Source organism: Metabacillus sp. 84, from assembly GCF_050107715.1.
GTDB lineage: Bacteria > Bacillota > Bacilli > Bacillales > Bacillaceae > Metabacillus_B.
Window position 1 is genome coordinate 34,001 of the sequence record NZ_JBNILN010000015.1, and the last position, 17,109, is coordinate 51,109.

19 protein-coding genes and 1 pseudogene are annotated in these 17,109 nt (G+C 46.2%); 2 read left to right on the plus strand and 18 right to left on the minus strand.

Annotation, left to right across the window (positions count from 1 at the left end; translation table 11 throughout):
• Positions 1 to 3 precede the first annotated feature (3 nt).
• The 4 genes from kduI to ACQCV8_RS18055 all read right to left on the minus strand — a co-directional run bounded on the left by kduI (position 4) and on the right by ACQCV8_RS18055 (position 3,334).
• A complete protein-coding gene (gene kduI, locus ACQCV8_RS18040; protein WP_426846834.1) occupies positions 4 to 831 on the minus strand; it encodes a 5-dehydro-4-deoxy-D-glucuronate isomerase in 828 nt (275 codons plus the stop codon).
• 19 nt (positions 832 to 850) lie between these two features.
• Positions 851 to 1,609, minus strand: coding sequence for a 2-dehydro-3-deoxy-D-gluconate 5-dehydrogenase KduD (kduD, locus tag ACQCV8_RS18045; protein WP_426846836.1), 759 nt, complete (start codon positions 1,607 to 1,609; stop codon positions 851 to 853).
• A 113-nt stretch (positions 1,610 to 1,722) separates the two neighbouring features.
• On the minus strand, positions 1,723 to 2,565 hold the full coding sequence (locus ACQCV8_RS18050; protein WP_426846838.1) for an aminoglycoside 6-adenylyltransferase: 843 nt from the start codon (positions 2,563 to 2,565) through the stop codon (positions 1,723 to 1,725).
• Positions 2,566 to 2,575: 10 nt separating this feature from the next.
• Positions 2,576 to 3,334, minus strand: a complete 759-nt coding sequence (locus ACQCV8_RS18055; protein ID WP_426846839.1) for a DeoR/GlpR family DNA-binding transcription regulator — start codon at positions 3,332 to 3,334, stop codon at positions 2,576 to 2,578.
• Positions 3,335 to 3,406: 72 nt separating this feature from the next.
• Between ACQCV8_RS18055 and ACQCV8_RS18060 the strand changes: the two genes are divergently transcribed.
• A complete protein-coding gene (locus tag ACQCV8_RS18060; RefSeq protein ID WP_426846841.1) occupies positions 3,407 to 4,222 on the plus strand; it encodes a type II toxin-antitoxin system SpoIISA family toxin in 816 nt (271 codons plus the stop codon).
• Between the two features lie 662 nt (positions 4,223 to 4,884).
• Here ACQCV8_RS18060 and ACQCV8_RS18065 read toward each other — a convergent pair.
• Genes ACQCV8_RS18065 through ACQCV8_RS18085 form a run of 5 tightly spaced genes read right to left on the minus strand, consistent with a single transcriptional unit; the run spans position 4,885 to position 9,787 of the window.
• Entirely contained in the window at positions 4,885 to 5,853 is a 969-nt protein-coding gene (locus ACQCV8_RS18065; protein WP_426846843.1) for a sugar phosphate isomerase/epimerase family protein, read from the minus strand.
• A 21-nt stretch (positions 5,854 to 5,874) separates the two neighbouring features.
• Positions 5,875 to 6,906, minus strand: coding sequence for a Gfo/Idh/MocA family protein (locus ACQCV8_RS18070; protein WP_426846845.1), 1,032 nt, complete (start codon positions 6,904 to 6,906; stop codon positions 5,875 to 5,877).
• Positions 6,903 to 7,946, minus strand: coding sequence for a Gfo/Idh/MocA family protein (locus ACQCV8_RS18075; protein WP_426846847.1), 1,044 nt, complete (start codon positions 7,944 to 7,946; stop codon positions 6,903 to 6,905). The genes ACQCV8_RS18070 and ACQCV8_RS18075 overlap by 4 nt, the downstream gene beginning before the upstream one ends.
• 31 nt (positions 7,947 to 7,977) lie before the next feature.
• Positions 7,978 to 8,697 (minus strand): ThuA domain-containing protein, encoded by a 720-nt coding sequence (locus tag ACQCV8_RS18080; RefSeq protein WP_426846849.1) that lies wholly within the window; start codon positions 8,695 to 8,697, stop codon positions 7,978 to 7,980.
• A 58-nt stretch (positions 8,698 to 8,755) separates the two neighbouring features.
• On the minus strand, positions 8,756 to 9,787 hold the full coding sequence (locus ACQCV8_RS18085; RefSeq protein ID WP_426846851.1) for a LacI family DNA-binding transcriptional regulator: 1,032 nt from the start codon (positions 9,785 to 9,787) through the stop codon (positions 8,756 to 8,758).
• A 352-nt stretch (positions 9,788 to 10,139) separates the two neighbouring features.
• On the opposite strand from ACQCV8_RS18085, the gene ACQCV8_RS18090 reads away from it, so the two are divergent.
• Positions 10,140 to 10,268, plus strand: coding sequence for a hypothetical protein (locus ACQCV8_RS18090; RefSeq protein WP_426846853.1), 129 nt, complete (start codon positions 10,140 to 10,142; stop codon positions 10,266 to 10,268).
• Here the strand turns inward: ACQCV8_RS18090 and ACQCV8_RS18095 are convergent, their stop codons facing one another.
• The 9 genes and pseudogenes from ACQCV8_RS18095 to ACQCV8_RS18135 all read right to left on the minus strand — a co-directional run bounded on the left by ACQCV8_RS18095 (position 10,269) and on the right by ACQCV8_RS18135 (position 17,106).
• Positions 10,269 to 10,976 carry an ATPase gene (locus ACQCV8_RS18095; RefSeq protein ID WP_426846855.1) on the minus strand — a complete coding sequence of 236 codons (708 nt, stop codon included), beginning with the start codon at positions 10,974 to 10,976 and terminating at the stop codon, positions 10,269 to 10,271. It abuts the gene before it with no gap.
• 22 nt (positions 10,977 to 10,998) lie between these two features.
• On the minus strand, positions 10,999 to 11,424 hold the full coding sequence (locus tag ACQCV8_RS18100) for a bifunctional adenosylcobinamide kinase/adenosylcobinamide-phosphate guanylyltransferase (RefSeq protein ID WP_426846857.1): 426 nt from the start codon (positions 11,422 to 11,424) through the stop codon (positions 10,999 to 11,001).
• Complete coding sequence (locus ACQCV8_RS18105) at positions 11,376 to 11,996, minus strand: histidine phosphatase family protein (protein WP_426846859.1); 621 nt, start codon at positions 11,994 to 11,996, stop codon at positions 11,376 to 11,378. The genes ACQCV8_RS18100 and ACQCV8_RS18105 overlap by 49 nt, the downstream gene beginning before the upstream one ends.
• Positions 11,954 to 12,751: an adenosylcobinamide-GDP ribazoletransferase gene (gene cobS / locus ACQCV8_RS18110; protein WP_426846861.1), complete on the minus strand. Its 798-nt coding sequence runs from the start codon at positions 12,749 to 12,751 to the stop codon at positions 11,954 to 11,956. The genes ACQCV8_RS18105 and cobS overlap by 43 nt, the downstream gene beginning before the upstream one ends.
• A 181-nt stretch (positions 12,752 to 12,932) precedes the next feature.
• Positions 12,933 to 13,092, minus strand: a pseudogene (locus ACQCV8_RS18115) (cobyric acid synthase); the annotation flags it as partial.
• 38 nt (positions 13,093 to 13,130) lie between these two features.
• The gene (locus tag ACQCV8_RS18120; protein WP_426846862.1) at positions 13,131 to 13,670 is read right to left on the minus strand and encodes a bifunctional adenosylcobinamide kinase/adenosylcobinamide-phosphate guanylyltransferase; all 540 of its coding nucleotides are present in this window, start codon (positions 13,668 to 13,670) and stop codon (positions 13,131 to 13,133) included.
• Entirely contained in the window at positions 13,664 to 14,728 is a 1,065-nt protein-coding gene (cobD, locus tag ACQCV8_RS18125) for a threonine-phosphate decarboxylase CobD (RefSeq protein WP_426846863.1), read from the minus strand. Before cobD ends, ACQCV8_RS18120 begins: the two co-directional genes overlap by 7 nt.
• Positions 14,703 to 15,650, minus strand: a complete 948-nt coding sequence (gene cbiB / locus ACQCV8_RS18130; protein WP_426846864.1) for an adenosylcobinamide-phosphate synthase CbiB — start codon at positions 15,648 to 15,650, stop codon at positions 14,703 to 14,705. Before cbiB ends, cobD begins: the two co-directional genes overlap by 26 nt.
• A complete protein-coding gene (locus ACQCV8_RS18135; RefSeq protein WP_426846865.1) occupies positions 15,643 to 17,106 on the minus strand; it encodes an adenosylcobinamide amidohydrolase in 1,464 nt (487 codons plus the stop codon). Before ACQCV8_RS18135 ends, cbiB begins: the two co-directional genes overlap by 8 nt.
• Between the last annotated feature and the right edge of the window lie 3 nt (positions 17,107 to 17,109).

Below are 17,109 nucleotides of genomic sequence, written 5' to 3' on the forward strand. Positions count from 1 at the left end.
CCCCTATTTTAAATCGCTCATTGCAACATGCTCCATGTCATCAAACGTATAGTTTTCTCCGGCCATCGCCCAAATGAACGTATAGTTGCTCGTGCCGATACCTGAATGGATCGACCAGCTTGGCGATATGACCGCTTGCTCGTTCTGCAGAATCAGATGCCGTGTCTCTGAAGGTTCTCCCATAAAATGAAAGACTCTCGTATCCTCTTCCATGTCAAAATACAAGTAAACCTCGGAGCGGCGGTCATGAATATGAGCAGGCATCGTGTTCCACATACAATTAGGTGCCAGGAGAGTCATTCCCATCATCAGCTGTGAGCTTTGGACGCCTTCAGCATGAATGTACTTGTAAATGGTCCGCTTATTCGAATTTTTTTCATCGCCCAAATGAACAGGTGCGGCTTCGTTAATGCCGATTTTTACAGTTGGATATACTTTGTGGGCAAGAGTGGAAAGAATGTAAAAGCGGGCTGGATTAGCAGGATCGGCACTGGAGAGAATGACTTCCTCTGTTCCGAGACCGACATACAGACAATCCTTTTGCTCCAAGTGGTATGGCTCTCCATTTGCTTTGATGATACCGGGACCCCCGATATTGATGATACCCGCCTCTCTTCTTTCAAAAAACCCTTTTGTTCTAATATCAGGCTCGATTAAAGCCAGCGGTTCTCTTACTGGAATTGCGCCTCCAATCAGCATCCTGTCTTCGTGTGTATAGGTTAAATTTAAGCTCTCAGCTTTAAAAAGTGTCTCAATCAAAAATGCGTTCCTAAGTTCTTCAGTCGTGAACCGTTTTGTTTCTTCTCTGCTTGCACAATGTCTTGTTTCCATCCTATCTCCCTCCATACTGTTAAAAATTCAGCCATCCTCCATCAACTGCCAGAATGTGGCCGCTTACATAATTGGATGCATCAGAAGCCAGAAATACAGCCGGACCCTTTAAATCCTCAGCACTTCCCCAGCGCCCGGCCGGAATTCGCGACTGAATGAATGCATTCCTTTCTTTATCCTGCCTGAGAGCTTCTGTATTGTCCGTTTCCATATAGCCAGGTGCTATGGCGTTTACACACACGCCTCTTCCAGCCCATTCATTGGAAAGGGCTTTTGTTATACCGGCTACTGCATGCTTGCTTGCTGTATAAGCGGGAACCCTCACGCCTCCCTGAAAGGAGAGCATGGACGCAATATTGATGATTTTACCTTTTCCCTTTTCAAGCATATGACGGCCTGTCTCTGAACTAAGCTGAAAAACAGCCTCTGCATTCAAACTGATTACTGCTCTCCAGTCTTCCATCGAGTACTCTTCAGCCGCAGCTCTGCGGATCATTCCAGAGTTATTCACAAGGACATCAATTCTTCCTGACTCTTTCAAAGCTCTTGTGACCAGTTCCCTTCTGGCCCTCTCTTCCGATAAATCGGCTTCGATCCCAATGAAGGATCTTCCCAGACTTTCAATCTCACTTTTAATACCTGCCATACTGCTGATACCTGCTCCAATTATGTCTGCACCGGCTTCTGCCAGCCCAAGAGCCATCCCCTTTCCGAGCCCGCGGCTAGCCCCAGTTACAAGAGCTATCTTTCCGTGCAGAGAAAACAAATCATGGGACAAAAGAATCCTCTCCCCTTCCTATTAAGGTTCGCTTCTGTATCTTTATGTTCGTTTTTTCAGTTTATCACAGGATGAATCATACGTGCACTTTATTTTGGAAATTTCTGATACTTTTACATAAGATCTTTTTTTCGCAAGTTTCGAAGATAAGCGGTCACTTCTTTATCTTCTCTCTCCGGATATTCATAGCCCATGTTACCGGCTGCTTTTCTTCCGTATTCGCGAATAACTTCACCAGCCTTAAACAAACAATCCCATTGCCTCTCTTTGTCTGAATATACATATAAGCTGTGAAGCTTTTCATATTGCCTGGGAGAAAGATACCTGTTAAGCCAGCGTCCACTTACCCCAATATTAACTCTCCATTCGTGCTCATAGCCGATTACCCATGAAAGGATTGAATGGACGCATGGGATTACAATGGTGTCATACATGTACCTGGCGTACGGCCACTCATTCCGAAGAAGACCCTTTGCCGTATACGTTTGAATCCACCATGCTTCGTTTAAGCAATTTTTATATTCCATCTCTGAGGGTTTTTGCACATAATAGGAGGAATCATCCGGCGGGGAGAGCTCAGGGAGACAATGATCTTTATCCAGAAGAATACGGGTAAGTGAATCTTCATTAACTAATTTATGGATACTAGCTGCGTCCTTAAAGCATAAATCAATGCGGACACCATCCTTAAATAGCATTAAAAATATGTATGCTCCGTCATCAAAATCGTTTTGCTGCATGATCACAAGTTCCCCAAACTGCCGAATCCAGTCTTGATTTCTTTTATAGCACGCCGAAGGCAGATCGTTTACAAAAAAAACCAAATCATAATCCTGAAGAAAATCCTTGGGGGCATTGCTGTTAAGCCGAGACCCATTCATCATTACGGCTCTAACCATGGATTCTCCCATGGCAAATTCCACAATCTGGTGCAGTACCTGATTTTCACTCCTCATGTTTTCCTCCTTATTCGTTTGTATAGGTAACAGGGATCCCGGTTTCCTTCAGCTTGCATTTCCAGTTGGAAGACAGTTCATAGTTCGTGATGATCCTGTCGACTCTGTTTATTTCTGCATACTGAATCAATGCGGTTTGCCCGAATTTTGTATGATCCGTTACAAGGGTGATCTGTTCCGCCCGGTTCATAATCATTCTTTTATATTCCGCTTGATCGTTGCTGAATACGGTTAATCCTTTATCAATATCTGCAGCAGTGGTACCGAGGAACAGGTTTTGGACCCATATTTTCTCCAAGGCATCCATAGCAATGGGACCGGTTAATCCCGCAGAAGCATTTCTCGCTCCTCCAAGTACAATCAGCTGGATTTTGGATGCATTCAGCAGCGCATGGGCAATCTTCAGATCATTGGTGACGACAGTAATTTTATGGTGAATGAGCTGTTTGGCAAGCTCTAGCATTGTGCTTCCGCCATCAAGCAGAATTGTGTCATTCTCTTTAATGAATGCTGCAGCTGCTTTTGCTGCCTGCTTTTTTTCATAGAGAAAGCTTGCCTGCCTTTTTTCCACCGAAAGCATTGCTGCTGAATCCGGTAAAATGGCGCCGCCGTGTATGCGCTTCAGCACCCCCTTGTTCTCCAGCACGATCAGATCCTGGCGGATGGTTTTCTCAGTAACAGAAAGACTTGAACTGAGTTCTGTAACTTTTACCATTTTATCCTTTTCGAGCCTTTGGATAATTGCTTCATGCCGCTGTAAAAAATGCATGGCTTTAAACGCCCTTTCTCTATCATCTTTTTACCCTCACTCCAATAAACATGGTAAAGAGGGGGATTGCCTATGTATGTTCCATGGCTGTTTTTGATGGTTGCTCTTTACTCATTCAGTGCTATTATTTTATATTTGGTAAACCGAACCATTTATACATCCATTCTTCCGGTATTAAGAAAGAGTCTATATGCCTTTCTTTTAGCTTTTTTATCCGTTTGTTTTTTTCTTAAGTACATTACGATAGCGGACTGGCCTATTCTTGTTCAGCTTGCAGCCGCAGCCGTTTTTACAGATTTAACTATTTTCCAGACCCCAAATATACTGAAAATCGGCTCAGCTGAGTTTAAGCATAGCGGGTGGATTGAAGAAACCATCCAGCATAATGAACGTACCCTTGAATATATGCGCAAAAAATCTACTGCGTTTTCGCTTATTATACAGGAGGAAGAGGACTTGATGCCAAAGGAATCTTCCATTAAGAGCATTGAGGAATACCGTCATTCCGTTCTCCGCTATGTTGAAATGTATACCGACCAATTCGATTTCAGCGTAAAGCTTTATACGCTTGAAGGGGAGGATGACTACCACTTTAGCCAAAGCATCTACAATGTCCTCAGCCGGCTTGAAACGATATTCAATATGTCCATCCCTGATAAACAGGAGGTATCTGAACAGCTAAAGCAAGCACGGGTTCATACATTCGAAGATGACACAGTCGCTGTTATTCCAATATACGGACGCTATTCATCCCTGCTCGTTTTATCCGCTAAAGAAAACCCAGTAATGGAGATCGATACGCTGCATGTGATCAATCTCATCAGCATATTCGAATGGAGATCAGATTGGAAAGGGGCAGACGCCGAACAGGACCAGCCGGTCAGCTAAAAGGGTGATCCTTCCGTCTTGGGAGGGAATCTGAATCAAAGCCTTTCCACTGGAGAGCTACAGGGATTAGAGATAAAACTTATTTTCATAAAAAGATGAAGCTGGGGTAATATTGCCAAAAGGCCGATATATTGAGAACACGGTCGATTTACTGGGATTTCGGCCGATATACTGAGAACACGGTCGATTTACTGGGATTTTGGTCGATATACTGAGAACATGGTCGATTTACTGGGATTTCGGTCGATATATTGTAAATACGGCCGATTTACTGGAATTTCGGTCGATATATCGAGAACACGGTCGATTTACTGGGATTTCGATCGATATATTGAGAATACGGCCGATTTACTGGAATTTTGGTCGATATATTGTAAATACGGCCGATTTACTGGAATTTCGGGTCGATATACAGGAATTTGCCCGATAGATGAATCAGTCCGCCCGATCATGCAATCTCGACCGTAATCCGACTTAGTACGGTCGATAAAGTTTCATCTCCACAGCCCCCCGCTTCTTGCCTGCCAGACGAAGCAATGAAGTGTGCTGTCCCTTCACAACAAAAAATGCTCTGAGCAGGGCTCTGAGCATTTTTTTCTTGATTGTTTTCCTCTTCCTATTCCACATGCGTTCAAGCAGAGAAGCTGGACTCCGCAGAATCTTTATACCCACCACATTTCAGCAGGCTTTTCTTCAATCAGAACGGATTGCAGGTTCGTTACCGCTCTTTTAAATCCTTCCTGAATAGACATGATGGGGTCTTCATGTTCAATGCTTACCACATAGTCGTAGCCATAGGTAATTAAGGTGCTGATCATACGGCCCCACTCGTCGTTGCTGTGGCCGCAGCCGACAGACCTGAAAGACCATGCCCTTGATTTCACCTCTCCGTAAGGCTGCATGTCGGTCAGACCGTACATATTGACATTGTCCGGATCAATATGGGTGTCTTTGGCATGAAAATGGTGAATCGCATTTTCTTTTGCCAGGATTTTAATGGCTGCCACAGGATCGATTCCCTGCCACCACAGATGGCTGGGGTCCAGGTTGGCCCCGATAGCATCGCACGTTTTTTCACGAAGCTTCAGAAGCGTGTATGGAGTATGGACAAGGAAGCCCCCATGGAGCTCGAGTCCGATTTTCACACTGCTTTCTTTAGCAAGCTCTCCAACCTCTTTCCAGTAAGGAACGAGCTTGTTTTCCCACTGCCACGTTAAAACATCGCCGTATTCATTTGGCCAGGGTGTTACAGGCCAGTTCGGATATTTTGCCTCCTCCGAATCTCCCGCCGTTCCGGAAAAACAGTTTACAACCGGCACATTAAGCAGGGAGGCGAGCTTTATCGTTTTTCTAAGGGTTTCATCCGATTCTGCTGCAAACGCTTTATCAGGAGAAATCGGATTTCCATGGCAGCTGAAGGCGCTGATTGTTAATCCGCGGCTTTCTACCTTATTCTTGTACTGGCTTCTCGCTTCTTCACTTTCCAAAAGCTCGTCCAGGTTACAATGGGCTTTGCCGGGATAGCAGCCCGTTCCGATTTCCACAGCGTGCAAACCCGCCGCTTTTACCGTATCAAGCATTTGCTCAAACTCCATGTCGGAAAATAATACAGTGAATACTCCCAGTTTCATGTTTTTCCTCCCCTTTATGCTTTATTCCTGAATCGTAATTTTTCCGCTTTCGTAAATCGCGTCAATTACTTCGGAAACCTGCATGGCTTCTTCAGGCTTTACAATCAGCTCTTCTTCATTGAAGCATGCTGCAATAAAGTTCTTGGCCTGAAGCACCCCAGGATCATCTTCACCTGGAATCCAGGCTGGCTGGCTGTTAAACAGCATGTTGTATTTCGTTGTATAGAGCTCCATAGGAAAAACGCTGATCCCTCCGTTTACTCCTGAAATGCTGAGATGCTCCTCATCATCCCGGATATTGGTAGCCCAGGATGTTTCAAAAAGCATGGATGTCCCATTTTTAAAGCGGATATAGGCTGTTACATGGTCATCCACATTAAATTTTTGGTGATCGTAATCTCCCCACAGATTAACCTGATTCGGGACTTTGCTTAATGCGTTATACGTGCTGCCTGTCACATCCGTAATTTTCGGATTGCCAATCAGCCACAGAGCAAGATCGAGCAGGTGGCATCCATAATCGATCAAGCTGCCTCCGCCTTGAAGTTCTTTGTTTGTAAACACGCCCCAGCCGGGAACCTTGCGGCGGCGAAGTGCCTTAATCCTTACTACAAGAGGGGTTCCGATTTCTTCCGTAATCATCACTTTTTTAGCTGCCTGGGATTCCTTCATATACCGGTAATGGTAGGCAATCGCTAATTTCCTCTGGTTTTTCTTTGCTGCTTCGATCATCTGCTGACATTCTCCCGCTGCCAGGGCCATGGGCTTTTCACAAAGAACGTGGACTCCGGCATTCAGTGCGTCTATAGAGATCTGTGCATGAAATTTATTCGGTGTGCAGACAACTACCGCATCTACATCCGGCAGCATCTCATGGTAATCTCCGAAGAAGAGAGGGATTCCAAATTCCTCCGCAACATCTTCAGCGCGGTGAACATTAATGTCGCATACTGCAGTGATTTCTGCCTGATCCGTAAACTTTTGAAAGGATGGAATATGGCGGTCTGTTGCGATTCCTCCAGCGCCAATAATCCCAATTCTAAGCTTTTTCATGCTGTAACGCCCTGCTCAATCGCTACAATTTGTTTCGTTTCGCTTGATTTTAACGCAGCCAGAATCACTTCCAGGGATTTTTTTCCTTCTTCCCCGGTCACGAGCGGCTCTTTGTCTTCAAGGATGCATTCTGCAAAATGGTCAATCACACCGGTAGATACCTGGCCGCCATCCTCATTGGACTGAATTTTTCCAAGTTCATATTTTACGATTTCTCCATTTGCATACTGCACAATCATGCTGTGTATTGGGTCATCCTCTAGCCGGATAATGCCGTGCTCACAGTAAAGAATTGTTGAATTATCCTCTTTTCCTGTGTAGGACCAGCTTGCTGTCAGTGTACCGAGTGTGCCTGAGGCCGTTTTCAATACACATACTGCATTATCATCCACATCCGCAAATGTTTTCGCACTCGTTTGCACAAATGCGCCGGCTTCCGTAAATTCCTCTCCCAGCAAATAGCGGAGCAGGTCGCTTTTATGCACACCCAAATCACCCATAGCGCCAATGAACGCCTCTTCTTTTCTAAAGAACCAGCTGTCTTTTCCATCTACGCTCCACGCTTCCGGCCCCGGATGGCCAAAAGCGGTTCTGAAGCTGTAGACTTTACCCAATTCACCGGATTCAATCATCTTTTTTGCTTTTTGATGAGAGGGTGCAAAACGCTGGTTATGGGCAATCATCAGCTTTTTTCCGGATTCCTTTGCTGCTTTGATCATAGCCTCCGCATCTTCTCTGGAGGTTGCCATTGGCTTCTCGCACAGGACATGAAGTCCTGCTTTAAGAGCATCAATCGAAATCGGCGCGTGAAGATAGTTCGGTGTGCAGACACTTACTGCATCCACCTTCCCGCTATTCAGCAGGTCCGAATAATTTGTGTAAGCCGCTGCTCCGTAAAGTGCAGCTATTTCATTTGCCCGCTCCTCGGAAACATCGCACACGGCGGTGATTTCGGTCTGAGCCTGTGCTGCATACTCTGGAAGGTGGCGGTGTCTGGCGATGCTTCCGCAGCCAATCACTCCGATTCTGATCTTTGTCATAAAAGCTCCTCCTTATGTGGTTCCGATTCTCTTATTTCGCTGCAATGGCTTCGAGCGGCTGGGCATTCCCGTATACTGGTTTTTCCCTTTTGGCAGGGGCTGCCCAAAGAACAGCATTTCCAATTACTTTTTGGATATCTTTATTATGATAGGTTGGATAGGTTTCGTGTCCGGGTCTGAAATAAAACACTTTGCCGCTGCCTCTTTTATACGTGCAGCCGCTTCTGAACACTTCTCCCCCCTCAAACCAGCTCATGAAAACAAGCTCATCCGGTGCAGGAATATCGAAGTGCTCTCCGTACATCTCCTCTTTCTCAAGCTCGATGAACTCACCAAGGCCTTCAACAATCGGATGGCTTGGTTCAACAACCCATAAACGCTCTTTTTCGTCTGCTTCTCTCCATTTCAGATCACAGCCTGTTCCCATGAGCGACTTGAAGATTTTTGAAAAGTGCCCTGAATGAAGGACAATTAACCCCATGCCGTTTAATACACAGTTTTTAACTCTTTCCACAACTTCTTCCTCAACTTCTTCATGTGCGACGTGCCCCCACCAGATCAGCACTTCGGTATTTTCGAGAACTTCGGCTGTAAGTCCGTGCTCCGGCTCATCCAACGTGGCAGTCTGCACACTGTGTCCCATTTCTTCAAGAAATCCTGCGATTGCTCCGTGGATGCCTTCCGGATAAATCCTGCGTACTTCCGGATTTGTGTTTTCGTGGCGGTTTTCATTCCAAACAGTAACTTTCATTGTTTGCACCATCCTTTAGTATGTATAGTTCTATCAATCAACCTGTTTGGTTAATCGTTTACGTAACCTGCACCACAGATTCCCTGATGATCAGTTCTACCGGGAGAACCTGTTTAGCCGATGCAGGCGGGTTTCCGGATATGGCCGAAAAAATCATCTCTGATGTTTTCTCTCCCTTTGCCATAATATCCTGCCTGATTGTTGTAAGACTTGGAGAAAAATATTGGCTGATATTTAAATCATCGAAGCCGATTATCGACAAATCTCTTGGAAGTGCTCTGCCTGCTGAAGAAAATATTTTCATAATCCCGAAGCACAGCGTGTCAGAAGCTGCGAAAACGGCTGTGACTGGTATGCTCGTTTTTAGCAGGCCCGTGCCGATTTTAAAGGAAGATTCAGGTCTATTGTCACCGCTTTCAAAAATAAGATTATCAGTAAACACCATACCTGATTCCTCGAGTGCCCTTTTGTAGCCTTTTATCCTCTGCTCTTCTATTGGACTCCCTATAGCCGAAGTTACGGCCATGGCAATGTGCTGATGCCCGAGAGAGATGAGATAGTGTGAAGCCAGATATCCCCCTTCCTCATCATCAATGTTCAAAGTGAGGCTGGTGCTGTTTTCTTCCCCATAGGTATCGACAAATACGCATGGTATGTCTAGAATTCCAGCCAGTTCATCGGCTATGCAGCCTGTGGCATTCATAACGATGAGTCCGTCCAGATTTCTCCTTTTGACCCACTGCCTGCACTCATCTGCTTGGCTGATGCCTCCAAGAAGGATATCATATCCGAAATTTCTTGCTGCATGTTCTACACCGCTGATGTATTCATTGTAATACAGATTGGAATGAAATACCGGCTCAAGGGATTTCTGGTTGTGTATTTTCAGCAAACCAATCAGCTTTGACTGCTTTTTGGACAGGCTGATCGCCGTAAAATCGGGTAGATAGTTTAATTCATCTATCGATCTCATAATCTTATTTTTCGTTGCTGCTGAGACCTTGTTTTTCCCGTTCAGCACGTACGAAACGGCTGCGGCGGATACCCCGGCATGCCTGGCCACATCTCTGATTGTCACATTTTTAATCATGACCCCTCCTGGTTAACCGGTTAACTCCCTTCCCATACTAAACGATTTTTTTTTGAAAAACAATCCTTAATTTTTATGCCGGCCTAATGCTGATTTTGGAATAGCTGCTGCTTGGAGCGCAAGGTACACAGCCTAATGAAGCGTCACCATCCGCCGCCTTGGATAAGCGGACACCTGCTGCGGAATTCAGCAATTACGTTTGACAGAGCGTCCCTTTATGAGATTTTGAGAACGCTTCTTCTGTACCCGCGGGTATTCCTATTAAACCATCAAATAGGCAGAAAACCGGATATTTTTTCCCCTTCTCCACATATACATATATCATGATGAGCTGTAAGGGAGCGACCATGCTATGGAAAATAAAAAAAATAAGAATAAGAGAAAAAGATTAAAAAAATTCACGACTGCTGATCTTGGATATAAAGTTTCTGAGGAGAATCAAAAGCTTCTGAAAATGCTGAAAAACCTAAAAAAAGCCTGATTATCCAGACAGATGTACAGGATAGAACAGACCGTTGGCAAGGTTCTTTAGATCATTTGTGAATTGCTTATTATAAGCAATGATAACGCAGGATGCCGGACCGGCAGACTTATGCATATTAAGCTCGCAATCTATGAATTTAGCTTCCGGATTCAAATAACGGATCTCCCGGGCAATTCCTCCCGACCCCGCGGGGATCAGCTCGAAAACACCATCATGCCGGCAAAGTTCCTGAAACAGAGACAAGGAAACCATTCTGTCAGCTTTTGTTATGACTTCTTCTCCTACAAGCGGTTCTCCCACCACCGCGAAACCGGCATCCAGCGGGGTAACACCGCTGCGGTATAAATTCTTGGCCACCCGCCCAAGAACCGTAATTCCGATGGCTGATTGCATCATGGTCATATTGCTCTCGGTGCTCCCTGTAATCGATACCCCATCAAAGCCTGTCTCCTTCATCAGCCTGTCGCAGGAAGCACTCAGCCTTTTCCATGCTTTGTTCCCGATAAAGTTGTGAAGGATGATGGAAAATGGTGCGGCCCCTACCGCCAGGCATTCCATTAAAGCTACCCGGAGAGTATGCGAAGCCGTAATTTCAAGAGGCACATTCACTAAGTCGTGTTCCATTTCTCCAATTGCACCTGCGTTGTCGGAAGCCGCAATCAGCCATTCTTCTTCTGTCAGGTGTATTTTCTGAATATCTCTCATAGTGATCGACCCTTCCTTCATTTTACTGGGTTTTCAGTGTTGAAGGAATTCCATACCAAATCAAGTCGGCCTGATCAGCATGCTGGATGATATGCTGGTACACCCAGCCGGTGGAATCCCGCCAAAGACGGTCTTCTTCTCTAATAGGCACAATGCCTTTAGAGATATCCGACCCAATGAGGACAAGCTTTCGGTCAGCCTGGCTCGTTTCCCAGGCTTTCCACTTTAAAACGAGCCCCTTCCAGTTCTCGGCTGCCTGCAATCCGGATTGGAGCGTTTCGTTCCTTATATAGGTTTCCACACCTTCAACAACTGTAAGCGGGGCAAATGCTTGATCAAGGTCATCCCCTTTGAATGCACTGATCCATAGACTATCTTCGCTTCGCCATAGCTGATCTTTTACCCATTTTGCTTTGCCATTGCAGGCACCTCCTGTAACGAAATGCATCGTTCTCCCCTCCTGAATGATTCGAATGTCCATGTTAATTTATATCCTGCGCCGGGATGTACCGGCCATTCCCAAAAAGATCGGCTGTAATGGCCCAGCTCAGTCAGAAGCTGGCGGATCGGACCGCCATGGCTGACCACTAATGCAGATCGGATGGTTTTATTGTTCATTTCCCGGTGGATGATTCCCCACCCTTCCATGATCCTTGCTTTAAACTGAGTGAAGGTTTCACCGCCCGGCGGAGCAATACGATCCGCGTTTCCGACCCATTCTCTATATGCCGGATCCTCCTTCAGATCTTCATAGGTAAGACCCTCCCATTTTCCGAAATTCAGCTCTTTTAATTGCTGAATCCTGGTTGGATTTATTTCCGGAAAGAGAATATCCGCTGTTTGATTTGCCCGGGTCATCCCGCTCGTCACCACCAGATCCGGCCGCTGGATTTGCATCCCTCTCAGCTGCTCTTCCCCTTCCTTTGAAAGGGGATCGTCTGTCCATCCTATATAAGCATTCCGGCTGTTTTTTTCTGTTAACCCATGACGTAATAATGTAACAGCCACAAACCCATCCATAAAAAGACCTCCCCTCCTTCTGAAGAAGCACCAAGCAAATCTCCAGTAATTCCTCCAAATTCTTTTTTAAAAAACAATCCGGAAGCAAGTGTGAACAAGGCACTCATAAGCAGCAATCCTATCAGATAAATGACAAGCACAGGTTCAAATAAGCCCAGCAGACAGGCAACCAGCGTTACTGAAATGGCATAGCTCCCGGCTATGCGTCTCCATTGAAGCCCTTTTTGAAAAAAATACGAAAGCCCATCTTTCTTTACCGATGGGACTGATGCCAGCAGGAGCCCCATTCCAGTGCGGGAAAGCATCGGAATTAGCGCAAGGAGGCTAAAACCGAAACCATGGAACCGTTCAATCACTTCGTAAATAAACAAGAATTTAGCAAAAAGCAGAACCAGCACGGAAAGCACACCAAATGCCCCTATTCTTGGGTCCTTCATAATTTCAAGCCTTTTATCCCTGTCTCTGTAAGAAAAGTAAGCATCGCTTGAGTCCATCCAGCCATCCAAATGCAGACCGCCCGTCATCATGATTGCAGAAAGCCAGATAATAAACGCGCAGGCGAGGGCAGATAGGGGGGTATAAGTTTGCAGCAGCCATAAGAGTGCAGCTTGGACACTTCCCATAAGGAGGCCGATAGCCGGAAGACACTGTATGGCAATTGCCGTCCGCTTCGGGTCCATGTCAAACCGCTTTTTAACAGGAAGAACAGTGAAGAACTGTACGCCAATCAAAAAACCATCAATTCCTTTTTTCATTTCATCCCCCTCTCTCTGCTATTTTCATGATTCTCTCCATGTCTAAATGTTTCTTTGCATGTTCAGCAAGCCCTTCATAGCGCCTGTTAGCCACTCTAATTCCATTAAGCCAGGCCAATCTGATAAGGTCAAATCACTGGAAGGTTTAAGAAGGTTCGGATTCCTATACACGGCAGCTTCCAGCTTCCAGCCCAGCCGCTTCAGCCTGTACTCCATGAGCGCGGTCAATTTCTAAGTCCATCAGCCGTGACGCAAGAATTGCTGGACATATTTTGCGATTTAAACGGTGCTGGATTCAGCCCTTTATCCGCAAAAATCCGGCACAAAGCTGTGGTTATCAAACTTTTCCCGGCATCTTATGAAGTTCCTTGTAGGCCCTTCAAGGCTTTACTCCCTTTTTCATCAGAGGGATCCCGCATTCAGCCAAATATGCAGAGTCCGCTATCTTGACGGTTTCCTGATGAAGTTTACCAAGAAGGCGGATGTAATCACTGACTTCCGGGCTGTACCGTGCAGCGTCAAAAGATAGCTCATTTGAAACCACAATGAGCATCCTGCTGGAGTCACGCAGCCGGCGGACCCCCATCAGCATGTGAGAAAGAAGGCAGGGGTTAGGTGTTAAAGAGAACATCTCATGATTGAGCCACGTCGTCAGGCAATCCAGAACTAGGATGTCCCTCTTAGAATAATGAACAGCCAATTCATGCAAATTTACGGACTGCTCAAATGTCCGCCACACCGCTTCGGATTGCAGCCGCCCTTCTTTATGTCTCATAATCCTCTCTTCCATCTCTGAATCGGTCGCCCGGCCAGCTGCGATATAATTTAATCGGTATGTACGGCCTGCTGCTTTCTTTGCAAAATTCTCTGCTAACGCTGTCTTGCCGCTCCTCACGCCACCCGAAATAAAAATCAGCATGTTGCCCACTCCTTTAACGCATCAATAAATTCATCATTTTCATGGCGAAGCTTCACGGCCACCCGAAGAAAACCGCCCTCCAGGCCAGCAAAATTTTCCGTATGGCGGGTGATGATGCCTCTTTTTGCTAAAAATACGTACAGCGCTGCCCGTTCAACAGGCCGGAGTAAATAATAGTTCGTACTGCTCGGATACACACAGAATCCCATGTCCGTAAGCAACTGATGCATTCTTCGCCGCTCGTTGGCAATGAAATGACGCGTCCGTTCTGCATGCGTGCCGTCTGAGATGCAATCTGTCCCGATCACTTGCGCCAGCGCATTCACATTCCAATGCGGGAGGAGAGATTTTATTCTGGCTATGACAGGGGGCGAGGCCATCATATAGCCCAGTCTCAGCCCCGCGATTGCATACATTTTGGTAAGTGAACGGAGAATGATTAAATTCGAAAAATTCCGGAGCATGGGGGCAAGGGTTTCTGCCTTCTCAGTAAAGTCATAAAACGCTTCATCACAAACAACGAGGGTGCCGTTTTTTTCGGCACGCTTAACGACTTCCGCCAATACAGACACCGTGTATGATTTCCCGGTAGGATTGTTGGGGCTGCAGATAAACAAAGCTTTTTTTTTAGTCATTTTTTCAAAAATCTGCTCATCCAGCTCCCAGTTATTCTCCGCCGATAAAACGTGTGCTTCGATATCTGCCCCTTGCGCCTCAAGTGCCCTGCGGTATTCTGAAAAGGCCGGTTCGATAATCAAAACCTTTTCCCCTTTCAGTTCCTGTGATACAGCGGCGATTAGTTCTGCGGCTCCATTACCGGGAAGCAGCCAATCAGGAGGAAGCTCGTTTGCTTTCGATAAGGCGTTTATAAGCACGGACGCTTCAGGATCCGGATAATCACGGATAGCATGTAAATACTCATGCCATCTTTCCTTAATAAAAGCAGGCGGACCAAGAGGATTGGTATTAACGCTGAAATCCAGAATGCGGGCTGGAGGATCGATGTTTAGATTCCTGTATACGTGAATCGGATTAGAACCATGTTGAGGCAAGTTCAAAAAGCATTCCCCCTATCCATAGGAAAACGATAAATAAATAAACCGATCGATCCATGATTTCTATGGATTTGCCAATATGTAAGATATGCAAAGGATGGTCCGGCCTTCCCATACGCGCTCTGCTGGAGACAACCCCCTTATAATGGTTCGTTCCTCCAAGCTCTACTCCAAGTAAGTAAGCCACAGCCGCTTCCCCCCAGCCGCTGTTCGGACTCGGGTGCTTCGCCGCGTCTGAAGCCACCTTGGGCCAAAGTCTGATATTCCCGTGAACAGCAAGCATTGTAAATGCCGTTATTCTCGCCGGAATCCAATTCAGCACATCATCAAGCCTTGCAGATGCCCACCCGAACTGATGATATCTTTCATTTTTATACCCAACCATCGAATCCAGTGTATTAATCAGACGGTAAACTGCAGCGAAGGGGCCCCCCCCGATTGCCGCCCAAAACAGAGGAGCCGTAACACCATCACTTGTATTTTCGGCAACGGTTTCAACCGTTCCCCTGACGAGCTCACTCTCCTCAAGGTGACCTGTGTCTCTCCCTACAATACAGGAAAGCTTTGTTCGGGCTTCTGAAATATTTTCATCAGCCAGCGGAGCTTCCACCTTCAATGCTGCTTCTTTGAGACTTTTCTGTGCAATCGCGGTAAATATAACAGCTGCTTCAAACAAGATACCTGCTGCTGCATGAATCCTCCAAAAAAGGAATTGGAGAAGGACGACTGTGAACAGAACGATTCCCGTCAGAATAAGTACCATTAAAATCCCTTTCCCTTTTTTCCTATTGCCTTTATTCAATCGGCTCTCAAAAAACAAAATCATCCTGCCAAACCATCTCACAGGATGGGGCATAGCCGGCGGGTCCCCGATTAATTTGTCCAGCAGGACGGCAACGGTTAAGGCAGCTAAGTGGCTAAGCACGATTCTTTCTCTCCAGATACTTGTCAATAGACTCCAATGTGCAGGCATAAACACTTTTCCCAATCGCTTTTCCAAGCTCTGTAGCAGGTCCTGCATAAGGGAGGCTGTTTCCTTGCTGGGTCGAAGCAATCAGCACACTGTCAGTGGAGGTTCCTGTAGCGGGCGTGCCTGTAACCGGATCAAGTATAAATCGATCCGACAGTGCTTTTGTCTTTGCTTCGGCAGCCGTTATGACAGCTTGGAGGAAGGCTTCATCCGAACAGACTCCATTTATGAATATCCATGTATTAATGGTCCCGGGGCCTGGCATCAGCCGATCCGCACCGAGTGAAGCATCGGCTGCATTCCCTGTTCCGGCGGTAACGGCAGTTAAAATGGAAAAATCGTTCAGGCCGGTCCAGTGTACACTCACATCTTCCAGCTGTACGGCTGTCATCATGCCCACTGTTTCATTCGGATCAAAACCTTTTGCCTGTATAAAGCGGATAAGATCCATCTCACTGTCATTGCTTTGGTAATCCAGATCTACATGGCGATTGATAAAGGTAGTGTACCATCCGATTCCTGCATGCAGGACAGCTGACGACAAGGTTTTTAACGGAACTGGAGATTTCAAGGAAATGTATTCTTTGTTAATGACAAGAAGTGATTCGTTAATTTCTGACAGCTCCCCAGCTCGATCAGGGGATTCCAGAATAACCTGTGGACTTTGGTCGGCCGGATGGTAATGCCGCTTGATCCCTGCGCTGTAAACCTGCTTCAGGGTTGGCTCCTGCAACGCTTCATAAGGTGTGCCGATATCCGATACACGTCCATTATTTAAGAGCATGACTCTGTCACAGTACAGACTTGCCATATTTAAGTCGTGAAAAATCGAAACGATGGTTAACCCCCTATCCTTTGTCCAGCTTTTTAAACGGGACAAAAGGCTTTGCTGGTAGGCTATGTCAAGGTGATTCGTCGGCTCATCCAAGAGAAGAATGGCCGGGTCCTGTGCAAGAGCCTGGGCCAGAAATACGCGCTGCTGCTCTCCGCCGCTCAGTTCCTGAATGGAACGCCGCGAGAATTCTGCAATCCCTGTGTCCCGCATGGCAAGCTCCACCAGTTCCTCGTCTTTATCTGACCATCCCGGCAGAAATCTCGCCTGATGGGGATACCGTCCAATACTCACTGCTTCTTTAACCGTCATATCAAATGCTGCTGCGGTCACTTGAGGCAGTACGGCCATAACTTTAGCAAGTTCTTTGCTTGAATAGGAAGCAACATCCTTGTTCTGGATGCTGATCCGTCCTTTAGCGGCCGGCAGAATCCCTGAGAGCATTTTCATTAAAGTGGTCTTCCCGCTTCCGTTCGGACCAAGTATTCCGAAAAACTCTCCTTTTTGGACACCGAAGCTGACCTCATTCAAGACTTTATTCCGATCATACCCTCCCTCAAGTTCCTGTACCTCAATCATAAA

Bases quoted from the DNA above. Each gene is read 5' to 3' on its own strand.
- ACQCV8_RS18135 (WP_426846865.1), bottom strand. From the start codon at position 17,106: ATGATTGAGGTACAGGAACTTGAGGGAGGGTATGATCGGAATAAAGTC.
- ACQCV8_RS18070 (WP_426846845.1), bottom strand. From the start codon at position 6,906: ATGAAAAAGCTTAGAATTGGGATTATTGGCGCTGGAGGAATCGCAACA.
- ACQCV8_RS18075 (WP_426846847.1), bottom strand. From the start codon at position 7,946: ATGACAAAGATCAGAATCGGAGTGATTGGCTGCGGAAGCATCGCCAGA.
- ACQCV8_RS18100 (WP_426846857.1), bottom strand. From the start codon at position 11,424: ATGCATTTCGTTACAGGAGGTGCCTGCAATGGCAAAGCAAAATGGGTA.
- ACQCV8_RS18055 (WP_426846839.1), bottom strand. From the start codon at position 3,334: ATGCATTTTTTACAGCGGCATGAAGCAATTATCCAAAGGCTCGAAAAG.
- cobS (WP_426846861.1), bottom strand. From the start codon at position 12,751: ATGAAAAAAGGAATTGATGGTTTTTTGATTGGCGTACAGTTCTTCACT.
- ACQCV8_RS18120 (WP_426846862.1), bottom strand. From the start codon at position 13,670: ATGCTGATTTTTATTTCGGGTGGCGTGAGGAGCGGCAAGACAGCGTTA.
- ACQCV8_RS18095 (WP_426846855.1), bottom strand. From the start codon at position 10,976: ATGAGAGATATTCAGAAAATACACCTGACAGAAGAAGAATGGCTGATT.
- ACQCV8_RS18050 (WP_426846838.1), bottom strand. From the start codon at position 2,565: ATGAGGAGTGAAAATCAGGTACTGCACCAGATTGTGGAATTTGCCATG.
- ACQCV8_RS18080 (WP_426846849.1), bottom strand. From the start codon at position 8,697: ATGAAAGTTACTGTTTGGAATGAAAACCGCCACGAAAACACAAATCCG.
- ACQCV8_RS18090 (WP_426846853.1), top strand. From the start codon at position 10,140: ATGGAAAATAAAAAAAATAAGAATAAGAGAAAAAGATTAAAAAAATTC.
- ACQCV8_RS18060 (WP_426846841.1), top strand. From the start codon at position 3,407: ATGTATGTTCCATGGCTGTTTTTGATGGTTGCTCTTTACTCATTCAGT.
- ACQCV8_RS18085 (WP_426846851.1), bottom strand. From the start codon at position 9,787: ATGATTAAAAATGTGACAATCAGAGATGTGGCCAGGCATGCCGGGGTA.
- ACQCV8_RS18065 (WP_426846843.1), bottom strand. From the start codon at position 5,853: ATGAAACTGGGAGTATTCACTGTATTATTTTCCGACATGGAGTTTGAG.
- kduI (WP_426846834.1), bottom strand. From the start codon at position 831: ATGGAAACAAGACATTGTGCAAGCAGAGAAGAAACAAAACGGTTCACG.
- ACQCV8_RS18105 (WP_426846859.1), bottom strand. From the start codon at position 11,996: ATGGATGGGTTTGTGGCTGTTACATTATTACGTCATGGGTTAACAGAA.